21 protein-coding genes are annotated in these 25,274 nt (G+C 68.6%); 15 read left to right on the forward strand and 6 right to left on the reverse strand.

The window, feature by feature from the left end; translation table 11 throughout:
• Positions 1-128 precede the first annotated feature (128 nt).
• The 8 genes from hisD (at position 129) to AC1DH3_RS00880 (ending at position 8,359) form a co-directional block, all read left to right on the forward strand.
• On the forward strand, positions 129-1,448 hold the full coding sequence (gene hisD / locus AC1DH3_RS00845) for a histidinol dehydrogenase (protein WP_441416888.1): 1,320 nt from the start codon (positions 129-131) through the stop codon (positions 1,446-1,448).
• A gap of 27 nt (positions 1,449-1,475) precedes the next feature.
• A complete protein-coding gene (locus AC1DH3_RS00850) occupies positions 1,476-2,291 on the forward strand; it encodes an ABC transporter substrate-binding protein (protein WP_476892035.1) in 816 nt (271 codons plus the stop codon).
• Positions 2,292-2,378: 87 nt separating this feature from the next.
• Positions 2,379-3,032, forward strand: coding sequence for an amino acid ABC transporter permease (locus AC1DH3_RS00855; RefSeq protein ID WP_476908408.1), 654 nt, complete (start codon positions 2,379-2,381; stop codon positions 3,030-3,032).
• Entirely contained in the window at positions 3,025-3,861 is an 837-nt protein-coding gene (locus AC1DH3_RS00860; protein WP_441416891.1) for an amino acid ABC transporter ATP-binding protein, read from the forward strand. The genes AC1DH3_RS00855 and AC1DH3_RS00860 overlap by 8 nt, the downstream gene beginning before the upstream one ends.
• 136 nt (positions 3,862-3,997) lie before the next feature.
• Positions 3,998-4,813 carry an MBL fold metallo-hydrolase gene (locus tag AC1DH3_RS00865; RefSeq protein ID WP_441416892.1) on the forward strand — a complete coding sequence of 272 codons (816 nt, stop codon included), beginning with the start codon at positions 3,998-4,000 and terminating at the stop codon, positions 4,811-4,813.
• A gap of 259 nt (positions 4,814-5,072) precedes the next feature.
• A complete protein-coding gene (locus AC1DH3_RS00870) occupies positions 5,073-6,335 on the forward strand; it encodes a MinD/ParA family ATP-binding protein (protein WP_476892037.1) in 1,263 nt (420 codons plus the stop codon).
• A gap of 16 nt (positions 6,336-6,351) precedes the next feature.
• Complete coding sequence (locus AC1DH3_RS00875; protein ID WP_476908409.1) at positions 6,352-7,086, forward strand: GAF and ANTAR domain-containing protein; 735 nt, start codon at positions 6,352-6,354, stop codon at positions 7,084-7,086.
• Positions 7,087-7,144: 58 nt separating this feature from the next.
• Positions 7,145-8,359, forward strand: coding sequence for an MFS transporter (locus AC1DH3_RS00880; protein WP_441416895.1), 1,215 nt, complete (start codon positions 7,145-7,147; stop codon positions 8,357-8,359).
• Between the two features lie 4 nt (positions 8,360-8,363).
• Here AC1DH3_RS00880 and AC1DH3_RS00885 read toward each other — a convergent pair whose 3' ends face one another.
• Positions 8,364-9,602, reverse strand: coding sequence for an aminotransferase class I/II-fold pyridoxal phosphate-dependent enzyme (locus AC1DH3_RS00885; RefSeq protein ID WP_476908410.1), 1,239 nt, complete (start codon positions 9,600-9,602; stop codon positions 8,364-8,366).
• A gap of 182 nt (positions 9,603-9,784) precedes the next feature.
• Positions 9,785-10,708, reverse strand: coding sequence for a phosphatase PAP2 family protein (locus AC1DH3_RS00890; protein WP_476892039.1), 924 nt, complete (start codon positions 10,706-10,708; stop codon positions 9,785-9,787).
• A gap of 131 nt (positions 10,709-10,839) precedes the next feature.
• Here AC1DH3_RS00890 and AC1DH3_RS00895 point away from each other — a divergent pair, with 131 nt between their 5' ends.
• From AC1DH3_RS00895 to AC1DH3_RS00920, 6 genes are all read left to right on the forward strand, one after another.
• Positions 10,840-12,120 carry a glycoside hydrolase family 32 protein gene (locus AC1DH3_RS00895; protein WP_476892040.1) on the forward strand — a complete coding sequence of 427 codons (1,281 nt, stop codon included), beginning with the start codon at positions 10,840-10,842 and terminating at the stop codon, positions 12,118-12,120.
• A 9-nt stretch (positions 12,121-12,129) separates the two neighbouring features.
• Entirely contained in the window at positions 12,130-13,164 is a 1,035-nt protein-coding gene (locus tag AC1DH3_RS00900) for an o-succinylbenzoate synthase (RefSeq protein WP_476892041.1), read from the forward strand.
• A gap of 158 nt (positions 13,165-13,322) precedes the next feature.
• Positions 13,323-15,413: a PhoX family protein gene (locus tag AC1DH3_RS00905; protein ID WP_476892042.1), complete on the forward strand. Its 2,091-nt coding sequence runs from the start codon at positions 13,323-13,325 to the stop codon at positions 15,411-15,413.
• A 139-nt stretch (positions 15,414-15,552) separates the two neighbouring features.
• A complete protein-coding gene (argS, locus tag AC1DH3_RS00910) occupies positions 15,553-17,304 on the forward strand; it encodes an arginine--tRNA ligase (RefSeq protein ID WP_476892043.1) in 1,752 nt (583 codons plus the stop codon).
• A gap of 20 nt (positions 17,305-17,324) precedes the next feature.
• Positions 17,325-19,028, forward strand: a complete 1,704-nt coding sequence (menD, locus tag AC1DH3_RS00915) for a 2-succinyl-5-enolpyruvyl-6-hydroxy-3-cyclohexene-1-carboxylic-acid synthase (RefSeq protein ID WP_476892044.1) — start codon at positions 17,325-17,327, stop codon at positions 19,026-19,028.
• Between the two features lie 214 nt (positions 19,029-19,242).
• Positions 19,243-20,196: a hypothetical protein gene (locus AC1DH3_RS00920; protein ID WP_476908833.1), complete on the forward strand. Its 954-nt coding sequence runs from the start codon at positions 19,243-19,245 to the stop codon at positions 20,194-20,196.
• Between the two features lie 100 nt (positions 20,197-20,296).
• Here the strand turns inward: AC1DH3_RS00920 and AC1DH3_RS00925 are convergent, their stop codons facing one another.
• The 4 genes from AC1DH3_RS00925 to AC1DH3_RS00940 all read right to left on the reverse strand — a co-directional run bounded on the left by AC1DH3_RS00925 (position 20,297) and on the right by AC1DH3_RS00940 (position 24,383).
• The gene (locus AC1DH3_RS00925) at positions 20,297-21,094 is read right to left on the reverse strand and encodes an amino acid ABC transporter ATP-binding protein (protein ID WP_175321393.1); all 798 of its coding nucleotides are present in this window, start codon (positions 21,092-21,094) and stop codon (positions 20,297-20,299) included.
• A 4-nt stretch (positions 21,095-21,098) separates the two neighbouring features.
• On the reverse strand, positions 21,099-21,890 hold the full coding sequence (locus AC1DH3_RS00930; protein WP_056737689.1) for an amino acid ABC transporter permease: 792 nt from the start codon (positions 21,888-21,890) through the stop codon (positions 21,099-21,101).
• Between the two features lie 103 nt (positions 21,891-21,993).
• Positions 21,994-22,800: an ABC transporter substrate-binding protein gene (locus AC1DH3_RS00935; RefSeq protein ID WP_441416905.1), complete on the reverse strand. Its 807-nt coding sequence runs from the start codon at positions 22,798-22,800 to the stop codon at positions 21,994-21,996.
• Between the two features lie 257 nt (positions 22,801-23,057).
• On the reverse strand, positions 23,058-24,383 hold the full coding sequence (locus AC1DH3_RS00940; protein ID WP_441416906.1) for an isochorismate synthase: 1,326 nt from the start codon (positions 24,381-24,383) through the stop codon (positions 23,058-23,060).
• Between the two features lie 87 nt (positions 24,384-24,470).
• Between AC1DH3_RS00940 and AC1DH3_RS00945 the strand changes: the two genes are divergently transcribed.
• Positions 24,471-25,262, forward strand: coding sequence for a demethylmenaquinone methyltransferase (locus AC1DH3_RS00945; protein WP_476908411.1), 792 nt, complete (start codon positions 24,471-24,473; stop codon positions 25,260-25,262).
• The last annotated feature ends 12 nt before the right edge of the window (positions 25,263-25,274 follow it).

Below are 25,274 nucleotides of genomic sequence, written 5' to 3' on the forward strand. Positions count from 1 at the left end.
CAATGGTGCGGGGTGGACCGCTCGGGTGGCGCGGGCCAAATCAGCTGGCTTAAGCATAGGGCCACCCTGTATGAGGCACATGTTTGGGTCCCGTTGTGCGATGGCACACGCGTCAGTAGCTTTAGGCCATGCACATCACCCAGCGTGACAAGGCTCACATTCCGGGAAACTTCACCACCCTCAAGGCGCCCGCCATCGAGGACGTGCCGGCGCAAAGGCTTCCCGAAGTGGTGGCAACGGTATCCGCGATGCTCGGCGAGATCGAGGCCCGCGGAATGGACGCGGTCACCGAGTACGCCCGGGACCTGGACGGGTGGCAGGGCACGAACCTGGAGATCAGCCAAAACGAGCTGGCAAAGACCGGTGAGTCGCTCTCCCCGGAGCTTCGGGAGGCCCTGCTGGCCAGCGCCGAACGGACCAGGCTGTTCGCGGTAGAGCAACGCGAACACCTCACCGATTTTGAAGTCGAGCTCATCCCGGGAGTCTTTACCGGACAAAAGTACGTGCCGGTGGCGCGCGTCGGCGCCTACCTCCCGGCAGGCCGGTTTCCCATCCTTGCCAGCGCCTTCATGACGGTGGGGGTCGCCAAGGCCGCCGGCGTTCCCAACGTCTTGGCCTGCACGCCGCCAACCGCCCAGGGCGGGGGCAACCCCGCAGTGCTGTACGCCGCGTACCTGGCCGGCGTGGACAGGGCGTTTGCCCTCGGCGGGGTGCAGGCCCTGGCCGCCATGGCCTTTGGGCTCCTGGGGGAGCAACCGGTCGACATTCTGGTCGGCGCCGGCAACGCGTACGTGACCGAGGCCAAGCGGCAGCTGTTCGGACGTGTCGGCATCGACCTGCTGGCGGGTCCGTCCGAGGTCGCCGTGATCGCCGACGAATCTGCCGATGCGGAGCTCGTGGCCGCTGATCTCCTCGGCCAGGCCGAACACGGCCCGCAGTCGCCGGCTTCCCTCGTAACCACCTCCCACGAGCTGGGAGAAGAGGTCATCAGGCACATCAGCAAGCAGCTGCGGACGCTGGCCACACGGGACATTGCAGGGCCGGCCTGGCGGGACTACGGCACCGTGTATGTGGCCGAGGACCGGGAAACGGCAGTGCGGATCATGGACCTGCTGGCACCGGAACATCTGGAAATCCAGACCTCGGACGACGTCTACTACCACCAGAACCTGCAGAACTACGGCTCCATCTTCCTGGGCCCGTGGTCCACGGTGGCCTACTCGGACAAGGGCTCCTCCGGCACGAACCATGTGCTTCCGACCGGAGGCGGCGCCCGGTCCTCCGCCGGGCTCTCCGTGTCCCGGTTCCTCAAACCCCTTACCTTCCAGCGGGTCGAAAAAAGTGCAACCCCGCGGCTGGCCAACTACGTCACCACGATCTCCGACACCGAGGGAATGGCAGCCCATAAGGCCACTGCCACTCTGCGGCTCGACCGCTTCAACCGGTAGAAATCCATCACTAGCAAAAGGCGCCTCATGATGAATACAAAAATCCTCCGCAAGCGTTTCGCTGCATTGGTGCCCATGGGCGTTGCTGTGGCCCTCGCCATGACCGCCTGTGGCTCCGGAGGCGGCGGGGGCGGGGCCAGCGGCGGCGGTGAGCAGAAGACCATCACCATCGCCACGTCCAACGACGCCCCCTTCTCCTTCACAGATCAAGCCTCCGGCGAGCTCAAGGGCATTGACGGGGAAATGATCAACGCCATCGCCCAGGCCAAGGGCTGGAAGATCAAAGTCTTCACCTCCGAATACGCGACCCTGATCGCCGCGCTCAACGCCAAAAAAGCCGACGTGATCGTGGACGCCATGTATATCACCGACGACCGCAAGAAGCAGATCAACTTCACCGACCCCTGGTACACAGAAGGTGAAGCGATGGTGGTCCCGGCGGACTCAACGCTGGCCTCACGCGACGACGTGAAGGGCAAGGTTCTTGGCGCCCAGACGGGCACCGTGTTCAAGGACCTCGTTGACAGCCTTGGCGGCAGCCAGGTCAAGCTGTTCGACTCGCAGGCTTCACTGCTTGCGGCCGTGGAAAATAAGCAGGTTGATGCGGTCTTCACCGACAGCGCCGTGATCGGCTACAGCCTGGTCCAGAAGCCGAACCCCAAGCTGAAGCTCGTCTCACCCTATAAGCCGTTCTACCCGGGCATCATCGGGGCCGGCGTCCGCAAAGAGGATTCGCAGCTGCTGCAGGACCTGAACTCCGGGCTGGCTGACCTCAAGAAGACCCCCAAGTACCTGGAGATCCTCAAGAAATACGGGCTGACCGAAGCCAACGCCGTCAAATAAGTTCCAGCTTCATGCGGGGCCGGCGGGCGTGCGATCCGCAACCGCGGAGCACGCCGGCCCCGCCCGACCCTAACCTAGGGATTTTCAGTGGACTTTATTACCAACGCCATGGCCGTGTTCCCGGCACTCCTGCAGGCCGTTCCCGTCGTCGTGCAACTGGCGCTTGGCGCCATGGCGCTGGCCCTCGTGCTGGGCCTCCTGATTGCCCTGGCCCGGATCTCCTCGATCAAAATCCTCCGCGGCATCGCCACGGTGTACCTGGAAGTGATCCGGGGGACTCCGCTGCTGGTGCAGCTTGTCTACATCTTCTTCGTCCTTCCCAGCATCGGCGTGAGCATCGAACCTGTCCCGGCCGGCATCCTGGGCCTGGGCCTCAACTACGCGGCCTACCTGTCCGAGGTCTTCCGCTCCGCGATCCTCTCCGTGGAGCATGGCCAGACCGAAGCCGCGCTGTCCCTGGGCTACACGCCCTCCAAGACGCTGTGGAAGGTGGTTATTCCGCAGTCCTTCGTGGTCTCCATGGGGCCGATTGGCAACTACTTCATAGCGATGATCAAGGACACCGCACTGACGTCGGTGATCGCCGTGACGGAGATCCTGAAGACCGCCAACATCCTCAACAGCCAGACATTCCAGACCACGGCCATCTATACCGCCGCGGCCCTTCTTTATCTGATCATCAGCCTCCCACTCTCACGCGTCGTGGTGGTGCTTGAACGAAAGGCACGGGCCAATGGCTGACGAGACCATCATCGACGTCCGCGACGTCCACAAGACGTTCGTTTCCGAGACGAAACCGACCTTGTGGAGAAGGCTTTCCGGCAAACCGCACGTGCAGAAACGGGTGGAAGTCCTCAAAGGCGTGGACCTCGTGGTGCACCGCGGCGAAACCATCGCCATATTGGGCTCCAGCGGATCCGGCAAAAGCACCCTGCTGCGCTGCATCAACAAGCTTGAAACCATCGACGCGGGACGCATCTACGTCAACGGCCACCTGATCGGCTACGAGGAGCGCGGTGGCGAACTCATCGCCGAGAAGGCGTCCATCACCGCGCAGAAGCGAACGGACATCGGCTTCGTATTCCAGCACTTCAACCTGTTCCTGAACAAGACGGCGCTGGGGAATGTCATGGCGCCGTTACGCGACGTCAAGAAGCTTTCAGCGGCGGAAGCGAGGAAAGTGGCTGTCCCCAACCTCGAAATGGTGGGCCTGGGCGACAAGATGGACAACTACCCCAGCAAGCTCTCCGGAGGCCAGAAGCAGCGGGTGGCCATTGCCCGGGCCCTGGCCATGGAGCCGAGCGTCATGCTGTTCGACGAGCCGACCTCCGCCCTGGATCCGGAGCTGGTGGGCGAGGTTCTGTCCGTGATCAAGAAAATCGCCCAGCAGGGCACAACCATGGTGATCGTCACCCACGAGATGCAGTTCGCCCGGGACATAGCAGACCGGATCGTTGTCATGGATCAGGGAGTCATCGTGGAAGAGGGGCCGCCCAGCCGGATTTTTACCGCGCCGCAGCATCCGAAAACACGGGCGCTCCTCAGCCGCTCGGGCATCCTGCCGGCCTAGACAGCTGGATCCCAGGGGGCAAGTTGCCGGACGCGGACGGGTGCCGCTTCCGGGCTTTCCGTTTGCCCCGCGGGTAGAATCGAGGCCAGAACATCGCACCAACCATGCCGGCGCACCGCCGGAATACGGAGATTTCATGTCACGATGGCTCGAGGTCGGTCAGGACAACTACGTACTGACCACCCAAGGATCCCTGCTCAACACCGGCCTGGTTGTGGGCACCGAACGAGCCATGGTGATCGACACCGGCGGCGGGCCCCGGCAGGGCCGGGAGATCCTCGATGCCGTGCGCGAAAAGACGCAGCTGCCGCTGGTGGTCGTCAACACGCATGCCCACTACGACCACTTCTTCGGCAACGCCATTTTCGCTGACGACGGCGTGACCGAGTTCTGGGGGCACGAAAACTGCGCGGCGGACATCGAAGAGAACGGCGACGCCCAGCGGCACTTCGTCGCGGCGGCGGAACCGGAAATGGCTGCCGGCGAGGGCAGCTCGGTGGAGCTGGTGGTGCCGAACGCGATCGTCAAGGACCAGCCCGTCCTGGTGGACTTGGGCGGCCAGACGGCAACACTGTTCTACCTGGGACGCGGGCACACCGACGGCGACCTGCTCGTGGGGACGGGCACCACGCTGTTCGCCGGTGACCTGGTGGAACAGGGCGCACACCCGTCCTTCGAGGATTCCTTCCCGGAGGAGTGGGCCGATGCCCTGCGGCACCTGTCCGCGTTGCGGCACCGCTACGAATTCCTGATCCCGGGCCACGGCGAACCGTGCAGCGACCAGTTCGTCAAAACCATGGCCAACACCATGAGCACCGCCGTGCGGCAGGCCACCCAGGCCACCCGCGAGACGCCGAACGACGCCACCAAAGCCGTACCGATCCTTCCGTACGGACCGGAGCAGTCCCGGTGGTTCATCCGGCGTCTGCAGGAGACCCGCGCCCACCACTGAGGCGGGCCCCAAGACGGGCCACGGATCCGGCCGAAGCTAAGCGTGCTGGCGACTGCGCCTAGACTGGCTCTTTGAAAGAAGTCACAACAAGCGCCGCAGCGTGCTCCGCTGTGAGTCCTGGGGGAGAAACCAAAAGATGCCCGAATCGGTGGAAGACAACTCAGCTGCCACTGCTGAAAACTCAGGACAGCCTGAACTTCGCCGTCGCCGCGACCTGCGTCGTGCCGATGGTGAGAATCCAGCTGTCCGGACAGGAACCATGCCGGTCGTCAACCCCCGCAGCATCCCCGCGGAGCCCTCGGAAGCCCCTGCCCGTCCGGCCCCGCCGCGCAGCAGCTCCTGGGCCCAGGCCGCCGAGGCCGCCGATGAACGCTTTGGAAACCCTGCTACCGGAGCCACTCCGGTGATCAGCCAGGTCCCGGCGGCGCCGCGGCCGCCCGTCGCCCCGCCGACGTCGGCGGCGCCGGCAGTGCCGCAGGAGCCGGAAGAGTTGGCCGTCCCCGTCCCCGACGCCGCAGCCGCCTCCGTGCCGCCGCAGCCCACCCGCGCCACCCGCTCGGCCAGCCGTGCCGCCGCCCTGGCCGACGCGCCGATGCCGGACTTCATCAGCTCGCCAGGCCTCTTTGTCCGCGAACAGAAGCCCCGTCCGGTCGGCGGCTTCCGCGGCGCCCTCTACAACCTCACGGGCGGCAGCCTGAACCTCGGACCGAGTGCCCGGCAACGCGAGGAGGACGAGCTCGCGCGCCGGATTTCCCGCCAGCTCCAGGGCAGCTACAACACCGCCGTGCTGAGCCTCAAGGGCGGTATCGGCAAGACCTCCACCACGGTGGGCGTCGGACTGACCCTGGCCGAATACCGCGGCGATCCGCCCTGCGCGATCGACGCCAACCCGGACTCGGGCGACCTCGTGGAGCGCGCCCTCGGCGAGGGGATCTACCAGCAGCAGGCCCCGCGGACCATCAGCGACCTGCTCCGCAACGTCGAATCCATCGACTCGCTGACGGCCCTGGCCCGCTACATGCACCATGCCGGCCGCCTGCACCTGATCGCCGGGGAACAGGATCCGGAGGTGTCCGATTCGCTCACCGCGGAGGAGTACCTGCGGATCCGCAAGCTCATCTCCGGCTACTACTCCGTGGCCCTGACCGACTGCGGCACCGGCGTCACGCACAACGCGATGAGCGGGATCCTGCAGTCCGCGGACAACCTGATCATCGCCGCTGGCTACGCCGTCAGCGGCGCCAAGCGCGCACGTAGCACCCTGCACTGGCTCGCCAGCCACGGCTACGAGGACCTTGCACGGAACGCCGTCGTGGTCATCACGGACAAGGACGAAGTCTCCTCGCGCGTGGACAAGGACGCCATCGAGGACCACCTCTCCGGCATCTGCCGCCAGCTGATCGCCGTCCCGCACGACCGCGGCGTGGCCGACGGCGACCTCGTCACGCTCGATTCCCTCCGGCCCGAGACCCGCCGGGCATACCGGGAGATTGCCGCCGCGATCGTCGACGGCTACGTTTAGCCGCTACATTTAGGCCATGAGCAAGTACGCCGGGAACGACGCCGCCATCCAGCTGCAGGACCTCATTGTGGGCACCGAGAACGTCGAGGACGTCCTCGACCGCCTCGCGGAATTTTCCGCGTCCACCCTGAGCCACTCGGTCGGGGCGGACATCGAATGCGGCGTGACGCTGCAGCGGCGGAAGAAAACCATGACCGTGGCCGGCAGCAGCAGCAACGCCGTCATGCTCGACCGGATCGAGCAAAGCCTGGGCGACGGCCCCTGCATCGAGGCGCTGCGGACCCGGGGCATCGTGCTCCTGGCCAATGTGGACACGGACCCGCGCTGGCCCGAATACCAGCAGCAGCTCGCCGCCCACGGCTGCCGCAGCACCCTCGGCGTACCCCTGGAAATCGGCGAGGACTCGGCGGCCGCGCTGAACTTCTTCGCGTCCTCGACCGGAGTCTTCACCGCGGCAATCGTGGCCGAGGCCTCGGGGTTCGCGGACCTCGCCGGCCGGGCGCTGCGCCTGGCCGTCCGGATCGGCACCGCCCAGGCCCGAGCCGAGGACCTGCAGGCAGCCATGGAACACCGCACCTCCATCGACCTGGCCTGCGGCGTCGTGATGGCGCAGAACCGCTGCTCGCAGGACGAGGCGATGGCCATCCTTACCCGGGTTTCCAGCAACCGGAACCAGAAGCTGCGCGACGTCGCGGCGGATGTGCTGAAGAACGTCACGGGCGGCGAAATCCACACCCACTTCGACAGCTGAACCTCCGTCCGGCTGAACCTCCGGCCGGCTGGGCACAGCCGGACCTAGGATGGAAGGGATGACCACGACACGCCCCGCCGACTTCAGCCTCCGCAGCATCGCCGTCCCCGCCTTCGGCCCGGCACTGCTGTTCAGCATCGGCGAAGGCGCGATCCTGCCCGTGGTGGCCTTGTCTGCCCGGGACCTGGGCGCCTCGGTCGCGGTCGCGGCCCTGGTCGTCACGCTCATTGGACTCGGTTCGTGGTTCTTTAACCTGCCGGCGTCACTGATCACCCTGAAGTTCGGCGAGCGCTGGGCGATCGTCGGGGCGGCAGCCGCGAGCGCCGTCGCCCTCGCCGCCGCCGCTGTTTCCCCGCTGGTGCCGGCCGGGATCTGGCTGCTGGCCGCGGCGATGGTGGTGGTCGGCATGGCCGCCAGCGTCTTCAGCCTGGCCCGGCAGAAATACCTGACCGAAGCCGTTCCGGTCATCCTCCGCGCCCGGGCCCTTTCGACCCTCGGCGGGGTCAACCGGATCGGCATCTTCATTGGCCCCTTCATCGGCGCCGCGGTGATGCAGTTCGGCGGCATCACCGCCGCCTACTGGGCCGGCGTCGTGGCAATGGCCGCCGCGGCATGCCTGTCCGTCACCATCCCGGACCTCGTTGTGGCGGCCGGGCCGACGGCCGGCACCCCGGCCCCGCAACCCACGCTGCGCAGCGTCGCGGCCTCCCACGCCGGTGTGTTCCTGAGCGTCGGCGTCGGGGTCCTGCTGCTCAGCGCGTTGCGCGCGTCCCGCCAAGTGGTCATCCCGCTGTGGGCCGAACACCTGGGCATGGACGCCACCCAGGCCTCGCTGATTTATGGCATCTCCGGGGCCATCGACATGCTGGTCTTCTACCCTGCCGGAAAGCTGATGGACCGCAAGGGCCGCCAATGGGTGGCGGTGCCCTCCACGCTCATCATGGGCACGGCCATGCTGCTGATCCCACTCAGCACCGGATTCGTGGGCCTGCTGCTCGCCGCACTCCTGATCGGTTTCGGCAACGGCATCAGCTCCGGGCTGAACATGACGCTCGGAGCCGACTTTTCGCCGGACAACGGCCGCGGGCAGTTCTTGGGTATCTGGCGGTTCATGGCCGACGCCGGCGCCACCGGCGGGCCGGTGCTGCTCTCCGGCGTCACGGCCGCGGCGTCGCTGGGCGCCGGCGTGGGCGCCACCGGCGTGCTCGGCTTCGCCGCGGCCGCCGTCTTCGCCATCACCATTCCGCGGCTCAAACACCGCCGCAACTACTGAGGTGTCAGGTACTCGCCGGGGACGCCGGCAGGGGGCCGGCGCCGCCTGCGCGCCGGAACGCGGCGGCAAAGAGCGGCAGGCTGCGCTCGATCATTTCCTCGCTCGCGGTGAGCGAGATCCGGAAGAACCCCGGCGTCTCGAACAGCGTGCCGGGCAGCACAAAAACCCCGTCCTCCGCGAGCGCGTCGGCGAATGCGTCGTCGTCGCCCCCGCCGGGGGTGCGCACGAAAAGGTAGAACGTGCCTTCGGGCGGCCGGAGCCGGTAGCCCATCGCGGTGAGCGCGTCCACAAACACGTCCCGCTTGCGCTGGAGCCGGCCGATGTCGATTGAAAACTGCTCAAGCCGCGGCAGGACGTACTGCATGACGGCGTTCGGAAAGACCCAGCCGCCGGCCATCTGCAAGGCCGCGATGGCCCCGCGCAACGCGGCGCTGTCCGGCATGGCGGGGGACACCGCGAGGTAGCCGATCCGCTGCCCCGGGGCCAGATGGGTCTTGCCGTAGGTGTAGGCCAGCAGGGTGTGGGGATAGTATTCGGCCGGGCTGTGGAAGCGGGCTCCGTCGAAGATGATGCGGTTGTAAGCCTCGTCCGACACGAGGTAGATGCGGTGCCCGATGCGGGACGACTCGGCCTCCAGCAGCTCAGCCAGCTGCGCCAGGAGGGACGGCGGATAGATCCGTCCGGTGGGGTTGTTCGGGGAGTTCACGATCACCGCGCGGGTGCGCTCCGTGACGGCCGAGCGGATGGCCGCCAGGTCCAGGTCCAGGCTGTCCGCGTCGATCGGGACCTTCACCGGCACCAGCCCGGCCTCCACGGCGAGGGGTTCGTAGAAGAACCACGGCGGCAGGCTGAAGATCACCTCGTCACCGGGATCGCCGACGGCTTTCAGGGCCACGCTGATGGCGGAGAACCCGCCGGTGGTAAGGAAGATGTCTTCCGTTCCGAAGTCCACCCCCACATGCGTCCGCAGCGAGTCGGCCGCGGCGGCCCGGGCCGCGGTTTCGTTGGTTTTGTAGGCAAACCACTTCTCATTGCGCGGGGTGATGACCTCCCGGAGCGCGTCCACGTAGCTTTCATCGGGCATCTCGTGGGGGTTGCCGAAGGTGAAGTCGCAGACCCCCGGGTCGTCCTGGCGCCGGGCGTACACGGAGCCTGTGAGGTAGGCGTTGATCCGCAGTTGGGAGGGTACAGAGGCCAGCCGTGTGGCCCGCCGGGATGCCGGTGATGCATCACTGTAGCTCATGGCGCGTCCCCTTGGTCTGGGCAGGATGAAGGCAAGCAAAACCGAAAGGAGTCAGGGCGCTGCTGAGCCCGTGGAGACTCCGGAGGTGATCATTCTGGGCCTGCCCCGGACGGTTGTAAAGGGAACGACGGCGGCAGCACCGGGCCTGCCGGCCGGTACGGCCCCCGGCGTGGGGCGGGCGCTCAGGCGCCGGAGGCCGCGCGTCGGCGTCGTGCGGCGTGGCCAAACAGCCACACACCGGCGACCGTGGCGAGGTAGCCGGTGATGACGATCAGCGAGGTGCCGGCCCAGAAGTAGTTCGTTGTGCTGCCCTCCTGCCCCGGTCCCGGGGCGATCTTCAGCAGCGAGTACGTGGCCACCGCTGCGGAGGTGAGCCCCGCCAGCACCGGGACGGCAACCCACAGCCGGGCGGAGGCCCAGTGACCGTTGTAGCCGTCCCACACGTTCCACCTGGGACCCTTGCGCATGATCAGCCAGCCAGCCGGCAGCATGAACACCCCGACCACCAGGAAAGCGGCCACCACGTCGGCGGGCCGGTGCCACTGGTTGATGAGCGTGGAGACCCCGGTGGCGACGGCGAAGCTGCCGCCCAGGAAGCCGGCCAGCGGCCGCCAGCGCGGCGAGACCATCAGGAACACCGCGGCCGCGGCTGAGGCGGCCAGGGTGGTGTGTCCGGACGGAAGGGAATTGAATTCCAGTGTTTCGATCCCGCGGAACGGCCGCACCGGGACCAGGTCCTTCAGGACCTGGGTGGCGACGTTGGCGCCCGCAGCGGCGGCGATGGCGATGCCCGCGGCCGCCCAGCGGCGGCGTGCCACGGTCACGAAGATGACCACCACGGACGCGATCAGCGCCGAAAGCGCGGGCAGCCAGTCCAGGAGTTTGTTGCTCGCCTTCCCGGCCGCGCCGTGGATTTCCACGGCCTCCACCAGCGCGGATTCGTCGATGAACTGGCCGGTGGTGGTGCGCACGAAGAAGTAGTAGGTGGCGGCGAGGGCAGCCACGCAGCCAAGGGTGCCCAGCAGGAAGAGGAATCCGGTGGCCCTGCCCGGTCCGCGGGGCGCCGGGCCGGGCGCGGGATTCACGTCCGGTGCACCCGCTGACATGGGTTGAATGCTGCGTGTCTGCCGAAAACTCACCCCTACAGGTTCCCACAGAACGCTGCGAGGCTTCTGAGGGGAAGCTGGCGGTGTCGGGGAGGATTGACCGGCGCCGCGAACGGTACGAGAGTCATGCCATGAACAACCAGGAGCGCCGCGGACCCACCGCCGCGGTGGTTGCGGCACGCCACCCGGACGCTGCTTTTCCCCGCTTCCATCCGCGGCCGGCGCAGGGCTGGGTCGGCGGTCCCGCCGGCCTGTGTTTCCTCGACGGCCGGTACCACGTGTTCTTCCAGTTCAACCCGGACTCGGCGCTGCCCCGCCTGGTCTGCTGGGGGCACCTGAGTTCCCCGGACCTGCTCCGCTGGGAGGAACACCCGGTCGCGCTCCGGCCCCGGCTCCCGGGAACGGACGACTGGCGGCAGGACGGGCAGAACGCGGCGCGGGTGCCGCCGGATCCCCACGTCACCGCGGTGCGCGGTCCGTCCTTCTTCACCTTCCAGGGCCGGCGCTTTGCCCTGCGGGGGGCGGGCCTGGCCTCGGGGCACGCGGCCGTGCTGCTCTACCGCCCCGACGAGCTGCACGACTGGCGGTATGAGGGCATCTGGTTCACCACCGAGGACACCCTGGCCGCCAAGCACCTGCCGGCCGAAATCTGGGAGTGCCCGCAGCTGGTCCGCGTGCCGGACTCCTCCGGAGCCGAGACCTGGCTCCTGATGGCTTCGCTCCGGCCCGCCCCGGACGAACGCCACCATGCCGGCGGCGTGGGCTACCTGCTGGGATCGCTCGCCGAGGACACCGCCAGCGGATTGCCGGTCTTCACCCCGGCGCGGGGCGGCAAGGCGGACCTGGGGCCGGACTTCTACGCCCCGCAGATTCTGGCCCTGCCGGACCGTGCCCTGCTGTGGGGCTGGTCCGACGAGGTGTCGGGCCCGGACGGCCGCACGGGCCGCGGCCAGCCGGCCGCGGACGCCGCGGGCTGGGCCGGCCTGCTGACCTTCCCCCGGCAACTGGCGGTGCACGGGGACGCACTCGCCGTCGAACCGGCACCGGAGCTGCGCGGCTACCGGGGCCGCCAGCGCGCCAAGGGTGCCGCGGGAACCCTGCGACTGCCCGGCCAGACGGAAACCGCGGTCACCGGCGGGGAGGGCCGGATCCGGCTGGTCCTGGCCTCGACCGAGCAGGTCCGGGCAGTCTTCGCGGACACCGTGGCCGGCGGGGACGAACTGCGGATCTTCGTGGACGGATCGATCGTAGAGGTCTACCGTCACGGCTCGGTTCCGGCGACGGTGCGCGCCTACCCGGCGCCGGGTGAGGAATGGCGCCTGGAACTGCCGCACGGGGCGGCTGCCGATGTCTGGGACCTCGAGCAGCCCGGAACCGTCCGGCGCGAGGGCGGCAGCTGGAGCCGCGGGTAGAGTACAGCCATGCCCATCACTGCCGACCGCCCCACCCCTTCCGGCCTGAATCCCGGCGGCGTGGAGGAGCTCCTGGACCTGGCCCGGGTGGTGACCCTGCCGATGCGGGTGAAATTCCGGGGCATCATGGAGCGCGAGGCCCTGCTGCTCCCGGGCCCGCTCGGCTGGGGGGAGTTCTGCCCGTTCCCCGAGTACGGCGACGCCGAGGCCTCCCGCTGGCTTTACGCCGCCGTCGAGGCCGGCTGGCAGGGCTTCCCGGAACCCCTGCGGGACAGCATCCCGGTCAACGCCACCGTTCCCGCGGTCGCTGCCGACCGGGTGCCGGACATCCTGGCCCGCTTCGGCCGGGTGGACGCCGTCAAGGTCAAGGTCGCCGAGACCGGCCAGACGCTCGACGAAGACGCCGCCCGGGTGGCCGCCGTCCGCGCCGCGCTGCCGGACGCCGCGATCCGGGTCGACGCGAACGGGGGCTGGGACGTCCCCGCGGCCGTCGAGGCACTGACCCGGCTGGCCGCCGTCGGACTGGAATATGCCGAGCAGCCGGTGCCGGACATCGCCGGCCTCGCGGAGGTGCGCCGCCGGCTCAGGGCCGCCGGCGTTCCGGTGCTGATCGCCGCGGACGAGAGCGTGCGCAAGGAGGAAGACCCGCTCAAGGTGGCCCGCGCCGGCGCCGCGGACCTGGTTGTGGTGAAGGTGGCACCCCTGGGGGGAGTGCGGCGTGCCCTCGACATCGTGGCACGGGCCGGCCTGCCCGCCGTCGTCAGCTCCGCCCTGGACACCTCCGTGGGGATCCGCGCCGGGCTGGCGCTCGCCGCCGCCCTGCCTGAACTGCCCTACGCCTGCGGGCTGGGGACCGTGTCGCTGCTCGCCGCCGATGTCACCCGTGACTCCCTGGTCCCCGACGACGGCGCCATCCGCCTCCGCGACGTCGCCGTCGACCCGGGCCTGCTGTCGGAATACGCCGCAGCGCCGGAGCGGAGGGACTGGTGGCTGGACCGGCTCCGGCGCGTCTACGCCCTCCTGGCAGCAACGACTGCTCCGTAACGGCCCTTATCGGCGCCGAAAAGGGCGTTTACGACGCAACCGGCGGGCTTCGCGGGAACCGAGAGCGTTCACCCGATTTTCACCTTGGGGACTGCTCCGCGTTGTCCGGCGCTGGCAGGGTGGGGGGACGCATCCCTCTGCCCTGGAAGGTCCCACCCATGTCTGTCTCCTCCGGACGCAAGTTCTCCCTGCTGCCCATGCTGGGCCACACCAAGGGCAAGCGCAGCCCCGTGACCTGTGCACTCAAGTGCGACAACGCCTGCTCCGGCGAGGTCTGCAACAGCAGCTCGAACGGCTACTTCCGCGACATTGCCTCCGCCACGATGTCCCGCCGCGCCGCCCTCGGCTTCGGCGCCGCCGGCGCGCTCGCCGTCGTCTTCGGCAACGCCGTGACCTCTGCGGAACCGGCCGCCGCCGGTGGCCCCGGCCTGGCCGCGGCCGCCAAGTCCGGCTTCGGCAAGTCCAAGCTGCAGTTCACCGCCATTGCCCCGGTGGACGCCGCCGTCGACGCGTTCACGGTGCCGGCAGGCTTCAGCTGGCAGCCGATCATCCGCTGGGGCGACCCGCTCTTTAACGACTCGCCCGCCTTCGACGTGGACCGCCAGAGCGCCGCCGCGCAGGTCCGCCAGTTCGGCTACAACAACGACTACACGGACATCCTGCCGCTCGACGCCAAGGGCCGCCGTGCCGTGCTTTTCACCAACCACGAGTACACCAACGAGAGCATCATGCTCCCGGCCGGCTTCGACGCCGCCGAGACCCGGGCCATCGGGCGCGCCGCCCACGGCCTCACCGTCGTCGAACTGGAGCGCAAGAACAAGAACCAGCCGTGGCGCTACGTCCAGGGCGCCCCGCTGAACCGCCGTTTCCTGAGTGACACCAGCTACGAACTCACCGGCCCCGCTGCCGGCACCGCGCTCGTCACCACCGTTGCCGACCCGGGCGGGCGGACCATCAAGGGCACCCTGGGCAACTGCTCCGGCGGCACCACTCCGTGGGGCACCATCCTCTCCGGCGAGGAGAACTTCAACGGCTACTTCGTCTCCGCCGGAACGTCCGCCGCGGACAAGCGCTACGGCCTGACCAGCAAGCCCACGGCCCGCCAGTGGGAGCTCGATGACCCCCGCTTTGATACCCGCAACCCCGGCTACGCCAACGAAAGCAACCGCTTCGGCTGGATCGTGGAGGTGGACCCGCAGGACCCGACGTCGACGCCGAAGAAGCACTCCGCGATGGGCCGCTTCAAGCACGAAGGCGCCAACGTGATCGTGGCCGCCTCCGGGCACGTCGTCGCCTACATGGGCGACGACGAGCGCTTCGACTACCTCTACAAGTTCGTCTCCAGGGACAAGTACCGTCCCGGGACGACCGCGGCCGACCGCCGGCACAACATGGCCCTGCTCTCCGAGGGCGACCTCTTCGTCGCCAAATTCAGCGGCGACTCCCCGGCGGCCGAGATCGACGGCTCCGGCAAGCTGCCCGCGGACGGCGCCTTCGACGGTGCCGGGGAATGGCTCCCGCTGGTGGTGGGCGGCAAGTCCACGGTGTCCGGGATGTCGGTCGAGGAAGTCCTGGTCTACACCCGCCTCGCCGCGGACAAGGTCGGCCCCACCAAGATGGACCGCTGCGAGGACGTCCAGCCGAGCCTGCATACCGGCAAGGTCTACGTCGCGTGCACCAACAACACGGACCGCGGCAAGACCGGCAAGGAGGGCGCCACCGAGGTCAACCCGCGCACCTTGAACCGTGACGGCCACATCGTGGAAATCACCGAGACCGGCGACCAGACGTCCACGAAGTTCAACTGGAACCTGCTGATGGTCTGCGGCGATCCGGCCAAGAACACGTCCGCGTACTTCGCCGGCTTCCCGGCCAGCCAGGTCTCGCCGATCTCCTGCCCGGACAACCTGGCCTTCGACTCGGTCGGCAACCTGTGGATTTCCACCGACGGCGCGCCCTCGACCACCGGCTACGCCGACGGTCTCTTCAAGGTCACCCTGGCCGGTGCGGAGCGCGGCCGCGTGGAGCAGTTCCTTGCCGTGCCGCGCGACGCCGAGACCTGCGGACCCATCATCCACGATGAGGAACGGCACGTCTTCGTCGCCGTGCAGCACCCGGGCGAGGACGGCAGCTTTGAGGCGCAGAACTCCCGCTTCCCGGACTACGTCGCCGCCGGTGCGACGCCGAAGCCCGGCCAGGCCCGGATCCCGCGTCCCTCAGTCGTCCAGGTCTTCCGGGCCGACGACTAGCCCCTCAAAGTAACGCGGGGTCACTTCGCGCCCATTCCGGGGGGCCTGATGGGCGCGAAGTGACCCCGCGTTGCTTCTGCGGGAGCGTCCGGGCATGGCGGGAACTGATAATTTGAACAGTGTGAATAATCCGGCCGAAATGGTTGTCCCCAGAGTCCAGGCAGCTATTGCCCACGCGTTCGGCGAGGAGTTCCGCCAGACGGACCCGGTGATCCGGCCCTCGCAGTTCGCGGACATCCAGATCAACGCCGCCATGGCCCTTGCCAAGAAAGTCGGCCTGCCGCCCCGCGACGCCGCGGCGAGGATCGTGGAGGCCCTGGACCTCGACGGCGTCTGCAGCCTGGTGGAGATCTCCGGGCCAGGCTTCATCAACCTCACCTTCGACGGCACCTGGATCGAGGAGCTGCTCAACGCTCCGGCCCCCACCGGCGGGGGTGCGCAGCCCGCGCCACTGCACCGCGTCGTCGTCGACTATTCCTCCCCGAACGTGGCCAAGGAAATGCACGTCGGGCACCTGCGCACCACCGTGGTGGGGGACAGCATCGTGCGCGTGCTCGAGGCGCTGGGGCACACCGTGATCCGGCAGAACCATATCGGCGACTGGGGCACCCCCTTCGGCATGCTGATCGAGCACTGGCTCGAGGTGGGCGAGGACTCGCCCGAGGCCGCCCTGCTGGTCGATGACCCGAGCGCCTTCTACCAGGCCGCGCGGGCGAAGTTCGACGCCTCCGCCACGGACCCGGACGGCTTCGCCACCCGCGCCCGGCTCCGCGTGGTGGCACTGCAAGGCGGGGACCCTGAGACGTTCGCGGTCTGGCAACGGCTCGTGGCCCAGTCGAAGCGCTACTTCAACGCGATCTACGCGATGCTCGGCATCAGCCTCACCGACGACCACATTGCCGGCGAAAGCTCCTACGACGCGCACCTGGCACAGCTGTGCCAGGAACTCGAGGAGCGCGGCATCGCCCGGATCAGCGAGGGCGCGCTCTGCACCTTCCCGGCCGGCTTCACCGGGCGGGACGGCGATCCGCTGCCGCTCATCATCCGCAAGTCCGACGGCGGCTACGGCTATGGCACCACCGACCTCGCCACGATCCGGTACCGGGTCCGCGAACTGGAGGCGGACCGGGTGCTGTACGTCGTGGGCGCGCCGCAGAACGTCCACCTGCGGATGGTTATGGCCACCGCGCGCGACGCCGGCTGGCTGCCGGACACGGTCGAAGCCACCCACGTCCAGATCGGCAACGTGCTCGGCGAGGACGGCAAAATCCTCAAGTCCCGCGCCGGCAACCCGGTCAAGCTGATGGCGCTGCTGCAGGAGGCCGTGGACCGGGCCCGCGCCGTCATCGACGCCAGCCGGCCCGAGCTCAGCGACGCCGAACGGGCGGTCACGGCGCGGCAGGTGGGCATCGGCGCCGTCAAGTACGCCGACCTCTCCACCGGGCACGACACCGAGTACGTTTTTGACTTCGACCGGATGCTCGCGCTGACCGGAAACACCGGCCCGTACGTCCAGTACGCGGCCGCCCGGATCCGCTCGATCCTGCGCAAGGCCGGGGCCCTGGACCAGCACCTCGACGGCGCCGCCGCCGCGTCCGCAGCGCCCGCGGCGGCGATCGCCGTCGTCGAACCCGCCGAACGCGCCCTGGCCCTGCACCTGCTCGAATACGACGCGACGCTGCAGAAAGTCGGCGAACTGCTCGAACCGCACCGGCTGTGCGCCTACCTCTTCGAGCTCGCGCAGCTTTTCACCTCTTTCTACGACCAATGCCCCGTGCTCAAGGCCGACGAAACGGTCCGGGAATCGCGGCTGGCCCTGTGCGGACTGGTCCTGCGGCGGCTCTCCAGCGGCCTGGAGCTGCTGGGCATCGAGACGCCGGAGAACATGTGAGCCCGGCCGGGGAACCGGCCGTGCCTGCGGGCGGCGGGCTGGGGGCGGTCGAGGCCGCACGGGTGGCCGTCGCGGCCCTGATCGGCTCGGGGGTGCGCTACGTCGTGGTGGCCCCGGGGTCCCGGTCGGCGCCGATGGCCTATGCCCTGGCAGAGGCCGATGCCGCCGGCCGGGTGGAGCTGCTGGTCCGGATCGACGAACGCGACGCAGGCTTCACCGCGTTGGGCCTGGCCCTGTCCACCGGCGCCCCCGCGGCCGTGCTGACCACCTCCGGCACGGCGGTCGGGAACCTGCTGCCGGCCGTGATGGAGGCCAACCACGCCGCCGTGCCCCTGGTGGTCCTTTCCGCCGACCGGCCCGAGGAACTCCGCGGCACCGGGGCCAACCAGACCACCGTCCAGCCGGACCTCTTCGGCGAGCATGTGCGCTTCGCCGCCGACGTGCCCGCGGGCGACAATCCGCTCCGCGCCGTCGAGACCGCGCTGAGCGCCGCCACCGGAGCCTTCGAGGACATCCCGCCCGGGCCGGTGCAGCTGAACCTGGCGTTCCGTGACCCGCTGGTCCCGGCCGCCGGCGACGGCCTGGGGGAAGCGTCCGGCCGCAGGATCCACCAGGCCGCGCGGCATCCGCTCGCCCTGGATTTCCCGGCCGCGTCCGCGGCGCTGCCCGAGCGGCGCACCGTGGTCCTGGCCGGGCACGACGCCGGCCCGGTCGCCGAGGCGTTCGCCCGCGCCCATGGCCTGCCGCTGCTCGCCGAGCCCTCCTCCAACGCCAGGTTTGGTCCGAACGCGGTGGGCCCCTACCGGCTGCTGCTGGAGCACTTCGGCCCGGAGTCCGCCCAGCCGATCGAACGGGTTGTACTGTTCGGGCGCCCCACGCTGTCCCGGCCGGTGTCGGCCCTGCTCGCCCGCGCCGACGTCCCGTCCGCCCTCTACCAGCCCGTTCCGGTGGCCTGGTACGAGCCCGGCCGCCGCACCGAACTGCCGCTGGAGACCCTCGCCGACCTGGCCGACTTCGCCGGCCGGGGCCCGGCGTCCTGGCTCGATGCCTGGCTGCTGGCCGGCGCCGCCGCCCAGCACACCCTGGACCTGGTGCTCACCGGTCCCGCCGCCACCGGCCCGGCGGTCGGCGCCCTGGTCTGGGAACACGTCCGCGGGCAGCTCGTGCTGGGCTCCTCCAACGGGATCCGCGACGTCGACCTCGCAGGCGCCCCGCCCCAGGAGCCCCAGGCCACGGTGTTCGCCAACCGGGGCCTGGCCGGGATTGACGGCACCCTCGCCACAGCCACCGGCATCGCCGTCGGCGGCCGGCAGGAAACCACCGTGCTGCTGGGCGATGTGACCTTCCTGCACGACGCCGGCGGGCTGCTGCTGGGCGCGGGGGAGACCGTGCCGGCGCTGCGGATCGTGGTCCTGAACGACGCCGGCGGGGCCATCTTCGGGCTCCTGGAGCACGGCGCCGTCGAACGGACCGGGCGCTACGGCACCGCCGTCGAGCGCCTTTTTGGCACCCCGCACACGGTTGACCTTGCCGCCCTCGCCGCCGCGTACGGGGTCGCGCACCGCGCGGTCAGTACGACGGCGGACCTTGCGGCGGCACTCGGGGAGCCCGTGGTGGGCCGCAGCATCATCGAAGTGCGGACGGACCGCCACGGCCTCCGCGAGCTGCACGGGCGCATCCGCACTGCCGTCTCCGCCGCCGTGGCCGGGGTCCTGGGCCGGTAGCACCCGGTTTTCGCTACGACTCGCCGTCGGCCCGGCGCGGCGCCCCGAGCCTGGCGACGCGCACCGAGCATGGCGACGCGCGAAATACCTTGCGAGGCCCGAATACCAGCAGCGCCAGTTGCTTTGCGCAGCGCGGAACGAGAAGCGCGTCGTGTTGTCCACATGCTGGCGCCGCGGGATGGTGCGGCCGCCGCAGGACTGGGACCGTCGATCCATGAATGAATTGCCCAGGCTGATCCTCACCCGCGATCACATCCAGCGGGGAATGGCTCCCAAGGAGTTGGCTAGCCGCTGCCGGTCGGGTGCGTTGGTCCGGGTGCGCCAGGGCGTCTACGTTGATGGGGGTGCCTGGCGGGCGTTGAGTCCCTGGGACCAATACCGGGTCCGGGTCAGTGCGGCCGCGGAGACGTTTATTGCGCCGACGATCTTTGCCCGGCATTCCGCCGCTTCAGTATGGAGGATTCCGACTATTGGACTCCGGCACCCCGTTCACGCCTTAACCCTGCAGAACGACGGCGGCCGCTCCCGGGCCGGCGTGCTGCGGCACTATGCGCCGCCGGCCGGATTGGAGTACGTCGAACGGGACGGGCTATTGGTGACCGGAAGGGTGCGCACAGTGCTGGACATTGCCGCCTTTACACCGTTTGCCGAGGCAGTGGTGCCGCTTGACCACGTGCTTAGGCCTGAGGTCGAGCAGCGCCTGCCAGCCTTGACGAAGGAGCAGCTTTCGGCCGGAATCGAGGGAAATTACTCGGCCGCGGCACGGCGGCGGATCCTGACGGCACTGGATTTTGCGGATCCGAGATCCGGATCCGCAGGCGAATCATATAGCCGGGCGCTCATGCGGATAGCCGGGTTCCAGGCGCCGGAACTCCAGTATGCGATTCGCGATGGTGCGGGCCTCGTGGGCTACGCGGACTACTTCTGGGGCGGAGTCCGGGTTGCCGGCGAGTTCGACGGCGTCGAGAAGTACGTCAAGCCCGAGTTTCTGTTGGGCCGGACCCCGTCGCAGGCCGTCGTCGCCGAGAAAGACAGGGAGAACCGGATCCGGGCACAGGGAAACGGCGTGGTCCGGTGGGTCTGGTCGGACCTGATGGAGCCAGCCCGGCTGGAACGAAAGCTGGCAGCCGCCGGCGTGCCCCGCCGTCGTGCGCGCTCCGCATGCTGAAGGTGATGCGCAAACCATTCCACGACGCGCAAAAGCCCCTGCGCTACCGAATTCCGGTAGCGCAGGGGCTTTTGCGCGTCGCCCAGCGGATTCCGCCGCTTTACTCCGCGATGTCGATGTGCGTCGGGTCGAGCACGCGCCGGAGGAATTCCTTGGTGCGCGGCTGGGTGGGGGCACTGACGACCTGCTCGGCTGCGCCTTCCTCCACCACAACGCCGCCGTCCATGAAGACCACCCGGTCGGCGACTTCGCGGGCGAAGCCCATCTCGTGGGTCACCACCAGCATGGTCATGCCTTCCTTGGCCAGGTTCCGCATGACGGCGAGCACATCGCCCACGGTCTCCGGGTCCAGGGCCGAGGTGGGCTCGTCGAACAGCATCAGTTCGGGGTCCATGCTCAGCGCCCGTGCAATGGCCACCCGCTGCTGCTGGCCGCCGGAAAGCTGGTCCGGGAACCTGTCCGCGAGGTGGTCCAGGCCCACGCGGGCCAGGTTCTTCCGGGCCACGTCGGAGGCGTCGGCCTGGCTGCGCTTGAGCACCTTGGTCTGCGCGATCGTGCAGTTCTGCAGCGCGCTCAGGTGCGGGAAGAGGTTGAACTGCTGGAACACCATGCCGACCTTGCGGCGCATCTTGTCGATGTCCACGTCCGGGTCGGTCGACTCGAATCCGCCGACGTGGATGGTGCCCACGTTGGGCTTCTCCAGCAGGTTGACACAGCGCAGCAGGGTGGACTTGCCGGAGCCCGAAGGCCCGATCAGGCACACGACTTCGCCGGGAGCGACCTCGAGGTCGATGCCCTTCAGGACCTCGTTGGCGCCGTACGACTTGCGGAGGTCCTTGATGGAGACCCCGGCGGCCTGGATCTGCTTCGCGGCAGCCGATGACGTTGATTCAGTCATGGTCCTAGCCCTTCGTCTTGGCGGTGCGGGATTCAAAGCGGCGGGCCAGAATTCCGAGCGGAACGGTGATGATCAGGTAGCAGGCGCCGGCGATCACCAGCGGGGTCAGGCCGGCGTTGGGCTGCGTGATGCCGTCGCGGCCGAACTTGGTGAGTTCGTACTGCGACGCTGCCAGGCCCAGGAGGTAGACCAGGGAGGAGTCCTTGGTGAGCAGGATGACCTCGTTGGTCAGCGGCGGCAGGACGATCTTGAACGCCTGCGGGATGACAATCGAAACCATGGCGCGCCAGTGGGGCATGCCCAGCGAGCGGGCGGCCTCGAGCTGCCCCTTCGGCACGGCCTGCAGCCCGGCCCGCAGGGTTTCGGCGATGTACGCCGCGGCGACCATGCCCAGTGCGAGCATCACGGTGACGTAGATGTCGAAGCGGACGCCGAACGCCGTCGGAATGCCGAAGCCGAAGGCAATGAAGACCAGCAGGGCCGGGACGCCGCGGAAGAACTCGATGTACAGCGTGGCGATCCAGCGCCAAACGGCCACCGAGGAGAGCTTCATCAGCGCCAGCAGCAGGCCGCCGGAGAGACCCACCACAAAGCTCAAGGCGGTGTAGATCAGCGTGTTCTTCAGCGCCAGGGTGATGATCTCCGGGAACTGCTTGACCGCGGAATCCCAGTTGAAGAACGCCTTGCCGATGGAGGCCCAGTCGGCGAAGAGGATGAACAGGACGACGGCGAGTGCCAGCAGTCCGTACTGAACGGACCGGCTGACGCGGGCCCGTTGGCGAACAGTCATTGCCATGTGATTGCCTTTTACATGTTGCGGGGCGGTTCCGGGCCAGGAGTCGGCCGGAGCCAACGACTGATCCGGAACCGCCCTGCTGTGGTCGGTCCGGGCGGGTGGGTTACTTGGCGGCTTCGCCGAACCAGGTGGTCTTGAGCTTGGTCATGGTGCCGTCGTCGGCAAGGCGCTTGAGCGTCTTGTCCACGGACTCGGTCATGGCCTTGTTGTCCTTCTTGATCGCGACGCCCAGCTTCTCGCCGGTCTTGTAGGTCTCTGCGAAGACCAGGCTGTTGTCGCCCTTGGCGGCGAAGCCCAGAACGGACTGGTTGTTGATGGCAGCGTCCACGCCGCCGGTCTTGATCGCCTGGATCAGCAGGCCGGTGTTCTCGTACTGGATCGTCTCCAGACCCTTGGACTTGGCGTATTCTTCGCCGGTGGTGCCCTGCTGGACGCCGACTTTCTTACCCTTGAGGTCGGCCAGGGTCTTGAGCCCGGACGCCTTCGTCACGAGCAGCGAGAGGTCGTCGTCGAGGTACGGGGTGGAGAAGTCCATGACGGTCTTGCGAGCATCGGTGATGGAGATGCCCGAGATGGCGACGTCGCACTGGTTGGTGTTCAAGGCCTGGCCCGACTGGATGCCCTCGAAGGCCACGGTCAGGACGTTCGGCTCGACCTTGAGATCCTTGGCGATCTCGGATGCCAGATCCATGTCGAAGCCGACGTTCTTGCCGTCCTTGACGAACTCGAACGGCTCGTAGGGGATGTCCGAGCAGACCGTGAGCTTGCCGGATTCAATCAGCTTGACGCCGGAATCGGTGGTCGTCGAGCCGCCGGAAGAGCTGCAGCCGGTCAGGGCAAGGGCGCCGACGGCCACGAGGGCAGCCGCCTTGGCCGCGGAGCCGGCCAGGAAGGAACGGGAGATCAGCATTTCTTTACCTTTTGTTGCAGGGGCATGCGAGTCCAAAACGACTTGTAGTCTATCGCCGAATAAGAGATGTGCATCACAGGAAACTTAGTTTCACTATTGGATAACTAATTGCCGCCAAATATCAAGGGGCCGCACCCGGCGGTTGTCTGTGATTACGGATTCCCGCGCGGGCCGGGGCGCGCGGGCCGGGGCGGCCCCGCCGAGGCGGCCCAAGCGGGCCAAGCGGCCCGTCGGGGCCCAGGGCCAGCTGCTGATGGCTAGCTGCTGATGCCGAGGGATTCCAGCATCGGCCGGAACTTGGCCCACGTCTCTGCCAGTTCGGCCTCGGGGACGGAGCCCTCGACGACGCCGCAGCCGGCATAGAGCCGGACGGTGTCCGGCCCCTCGATGACCGCGCCGCGCAGCGCGATGCCCCACTCGCCGTTGCCGGCGGCGTCGAGCCAGCCGACTGGGCCGGCGTACGGGCCGCGGTCCAGGTGCTCAAGTTTGCGGATGAGGGCTCCGGCCACGGTGGTGGGGGTGCCGCAGACCGCGGCCGTGGGGTGCAGGGCGTTGATCAGGGCCAGGCAGGTGGGCACATGGCCTTCCACCTCGGTCAGTTCGGCCTTCACGTCCGAGGCCAGATGCCAGACGTTCGGCAGTTCCAGGATGAACGGCTCGCTGTGCGCATTCATGGCCTCGGAGAAGGGCGCCAGCTGCGTGGTGAGCGACTGGATGGCAATGTCGTGCTCATGCCGCTGCTTCTCGGACCCGGCCAGCACGCGCTCGGCAAACTCCATCGGCGAGCCGGCCATCCCCTCGGCGTCGCGCCGGTCCAGGGTCCCGGCCAGGACGCGCGCCTGAGCCGTGCGGCCCTCGACCTGGATCAGCATTTCGGGGGTGGATCCCACCAGCCCGTCCACGCCATAGGTCCAGCATTCGCGGTACCGGACCGCGAGCTGGCGCAGGATCTCGGCGGCGTCCACGCCGTCGGGCAGGGTGGCCACAATGTCCCTCGCCAGGACCAGCTTCTCCAGCGCCCCGGTGCGGATTTCGGCGACGCCCTCGGCAACGGCGGCCATCCAGTCGGCCTCGGTGAGGGACCCGGTGCTGAGCTTGGCTTCCCGCGACGGCGTCTGCCCCGGCGCCGCTGCGCCGTCCACGTCGAGCCAGCGCCGCAGGGCGGCGCGGGCGCCCGCCTCGGTGAGCTCGCCGTCGTCGAACGTGAGCTGGGTGAGCCAGGCTTTCCCGTCGCGCAGGCCCACCACGATTTCGGGGACGATCAGCCGGGAGGCGTGTTCGGAAACTTTGGAGAAGGCGAAGGAGCCGAAGGCGACCGGGCCGGTGCCGGGGCAGCCGACGGCGTCGGTGATGTCCGCCTCGAGGACCAGGTGCCGCCACCAGATGTCCGCCTCGAGGAACCGCTCGGGGCCGGTGGCGCTGAACCGGGCCACCTCGCCGAAGCCGACCAGGCCGGCCTCGCGTCGCGTCCAGCAGAGTACGTCGTCACGGACCAGAAACGACGGCAGCCCCCCGGGGAACGAATCGGCATCGAGGGGGACTGTCAGGGTCCTGATAATTCTGGTATGGAACGCGCTCGTCATGATGAGATAACACTACTCCCGCCTCGCGCCGCGCCCCGGCCCGGCCCGTGGTTAGGGGGTGCGTCGAAGATTTGAGACAATAACGGGGTGAACCGAGCATCCTTGGATAAGCGTCCGGACGAAGTAGCCACGATGTTTGACGACGTCGCCCCCAAATACGACGTCGTCAATGACGTCCTGTCCATGGGACAGACGCGCCGTTGGCGCAGGGTCGTCGTTGAAGCCATGGATGTGAAGCCCGGCCAGCGCGTGCTGGACCTGGCCGCCGGAACCGGCACGTCCAGCGAGCCGTACGCCGACGCCGGCATCGACGTGATCGCCTGCGATTTCTCCCTCGGCATGCTCAAGGTCGGCAAGCGCCGCCGCCCGGACATCGATTTCATCGCCGGTGACGCCACCCGCCTGCCGTTCGCGGACAACACCTTCGACGCCAGCACCATCTCCTTTGGCCTGCGCAACGTCAACGAGCCCAAGAAGGCCCTTGCCGAGATGCTCCGGGTCACCAAGCCCGGCGGCCGCCTGGTCATCGCCGAGTTCTCCCAGCCGGTGGTGCCGCTCTGGCGCACCATGTACACCGAGTACCTGATGCGCGCGCTGCCCGCGATCGCCGTCAAGGTCTCCTCCAACCCGGACGCCTACGTCTACCTTGCCGAATCCATCCGCGCCTGGCCGGACCAAGACCACCTCGCCGCCTGGTTGCAGGAAGCCGGCTGGGAGTCCGTCACGTACCGCAACCTCAGCGGCGGCATCGTCGCCGTCCACCGCGCCCAGAAGCCCGCGGGCCCGGCTGCCGGACCCGCTGCGGGCGCCTCCGCGCTTGCCAACCACACCGGCCCCGTGGCCAAGCTGCGCCGCAACATCACCCGGCCCGAACGTTAGCCGACAGCTGCC

This window comes from Arthrobacter sp. 05L428 (assembly GCF_056397665.1).

Excerpts from the sequence above, each read along its gene's own strand:
- hisD (WP_441416888.1), top strand. The coding sequence starts at position 129 with ATGCACATCACCCAGCGTGACAAGGCTCACATTCCGGGAAACTTCACC.
- AC1DH3_RS00920 (WP_476908833.1), top strand. The coding sequence starts at position 19,243 with ATGAATGAATTGCCCAGGCTGATCCTCACCCGCGATCACATCCAGCGG.
- AC1DH3_RS00935 (WP_441416905.1), bottom strand. The coding sequence starts at position 22,800 with ATGCTGATCTCCCGTTCCTTCCTGGCCGGCTCCGCGGCCAAGGCGGCT.
- AC1DH3_RS00890 (WP_476892039.1), bottom strand. The coding sequence starts at position 10,708 with ATGTCAGCGGGTGCACCGGACGTGAATCCCGCGCCCGGCCCGGCGCCC.
- AC1DH3_RS00900 (WP_476892041.1), top strand. The coding sequence starts at position 12,130 with ATGCCCATCACTGCCGACCGCCCCACCCCTTCCGGCCTGAATCCCGGC.
- AC1DH3_RS00880 (WP_441416895.1), top strand. The coding sequence starts at position 7,145 with ATGACCACGACACGCCCCGCCGACTTCAGCCTCCGCAGCATCGCCGTC.
- AC1DH3_RS00895 (WP_476892040.1), top strand. The coding sequence starts at position 10,840 with ATGAACAACCAGGAGCGCCGCGGACCCACCGCCGCGGTGGTTGCGGCA.
- AC1DH3_RS00925 (WP_175321393.1), bottom strand. The coding sequence starts at position 21,094 with ATGACTGAATCAACGTCATCGGCTGCCGCGAAGCAGATCCAGGCCGCC.
- AC1DH3_RS00905 (WP_476892042.1), top strand. The coding sequence starts at position 13,323 with ATGTCTGTCTCCTCCGGACGCAAGTTCTCCCTGCTGCCCATGCTGGGC.
- argS (WP_476892043.1), top strand. The coding sequence starts at position 15,553 with ATGGTTGTCCCCAGAGTCCAGGCAGCTATTGCCCACGCGTTCGGCGAG.
- AC1DH3_RS00860 (WP_441416891.1), top strand. The coding sequence starts at position 3,025 with ATGGCTGACGAGACCATCATCGACGTCCGCGACGTCCACAAGACGTTC.
- AC1DH3_RS00940 (WP_441416906.1), bottom strand. The coding sequence starts at position 24,383 with ATGACGAGCGCGTTCCATACCAGAATTATCAGGACCCTGACAGTCCCC.
- AC1DH3_RS00870 (WP_476892037.1), top strand. The coding sequence starts at position 5,073 with ATGCCGGTCGTCAACCCCCGCAGCATCCCCGCGGAGCCCTCGGAAGCC.
- AC1DH3_RS00865 (WP_441416892.1), top strand. The coding sequence starts at position 3,998 with ATGTCACGATGGCTCGAGGTCGGTCAGGACAACTACGTACTGACCACC.
- AC1DH3_RS00930 (WP_056737689.1), bottom strand. The coding sequence starts at position 21,890 with ATGGCAATGACTGTTCGCCAACGGGCCCGCGTCAGCCGGTCCGTTCAG.
- AC1DH3_RS00875 (WP_476908409.1), top strand. The coding sequence starts at position 6,352 with ATGAGCAAGTACGCCGGGAACGACGCCGCCATCCAGCTGCAGGACCTC.
- AC1DH3_RS00885 (WP_476908410.1), bottom strand. The coding sequence starts at position 9,602 with ATGAGCTACAGTGATGCATCACCGGCATCCCGGCGGGCCACACGGCTG.
- AC1DH3_RS00850 (WP_476892035.1), top strand. The coding sequence starts at position 1,476 with ATGATGAATACAAAAATCCTCCGCAAGCGTTTCGCTGCATTGGTGCCC.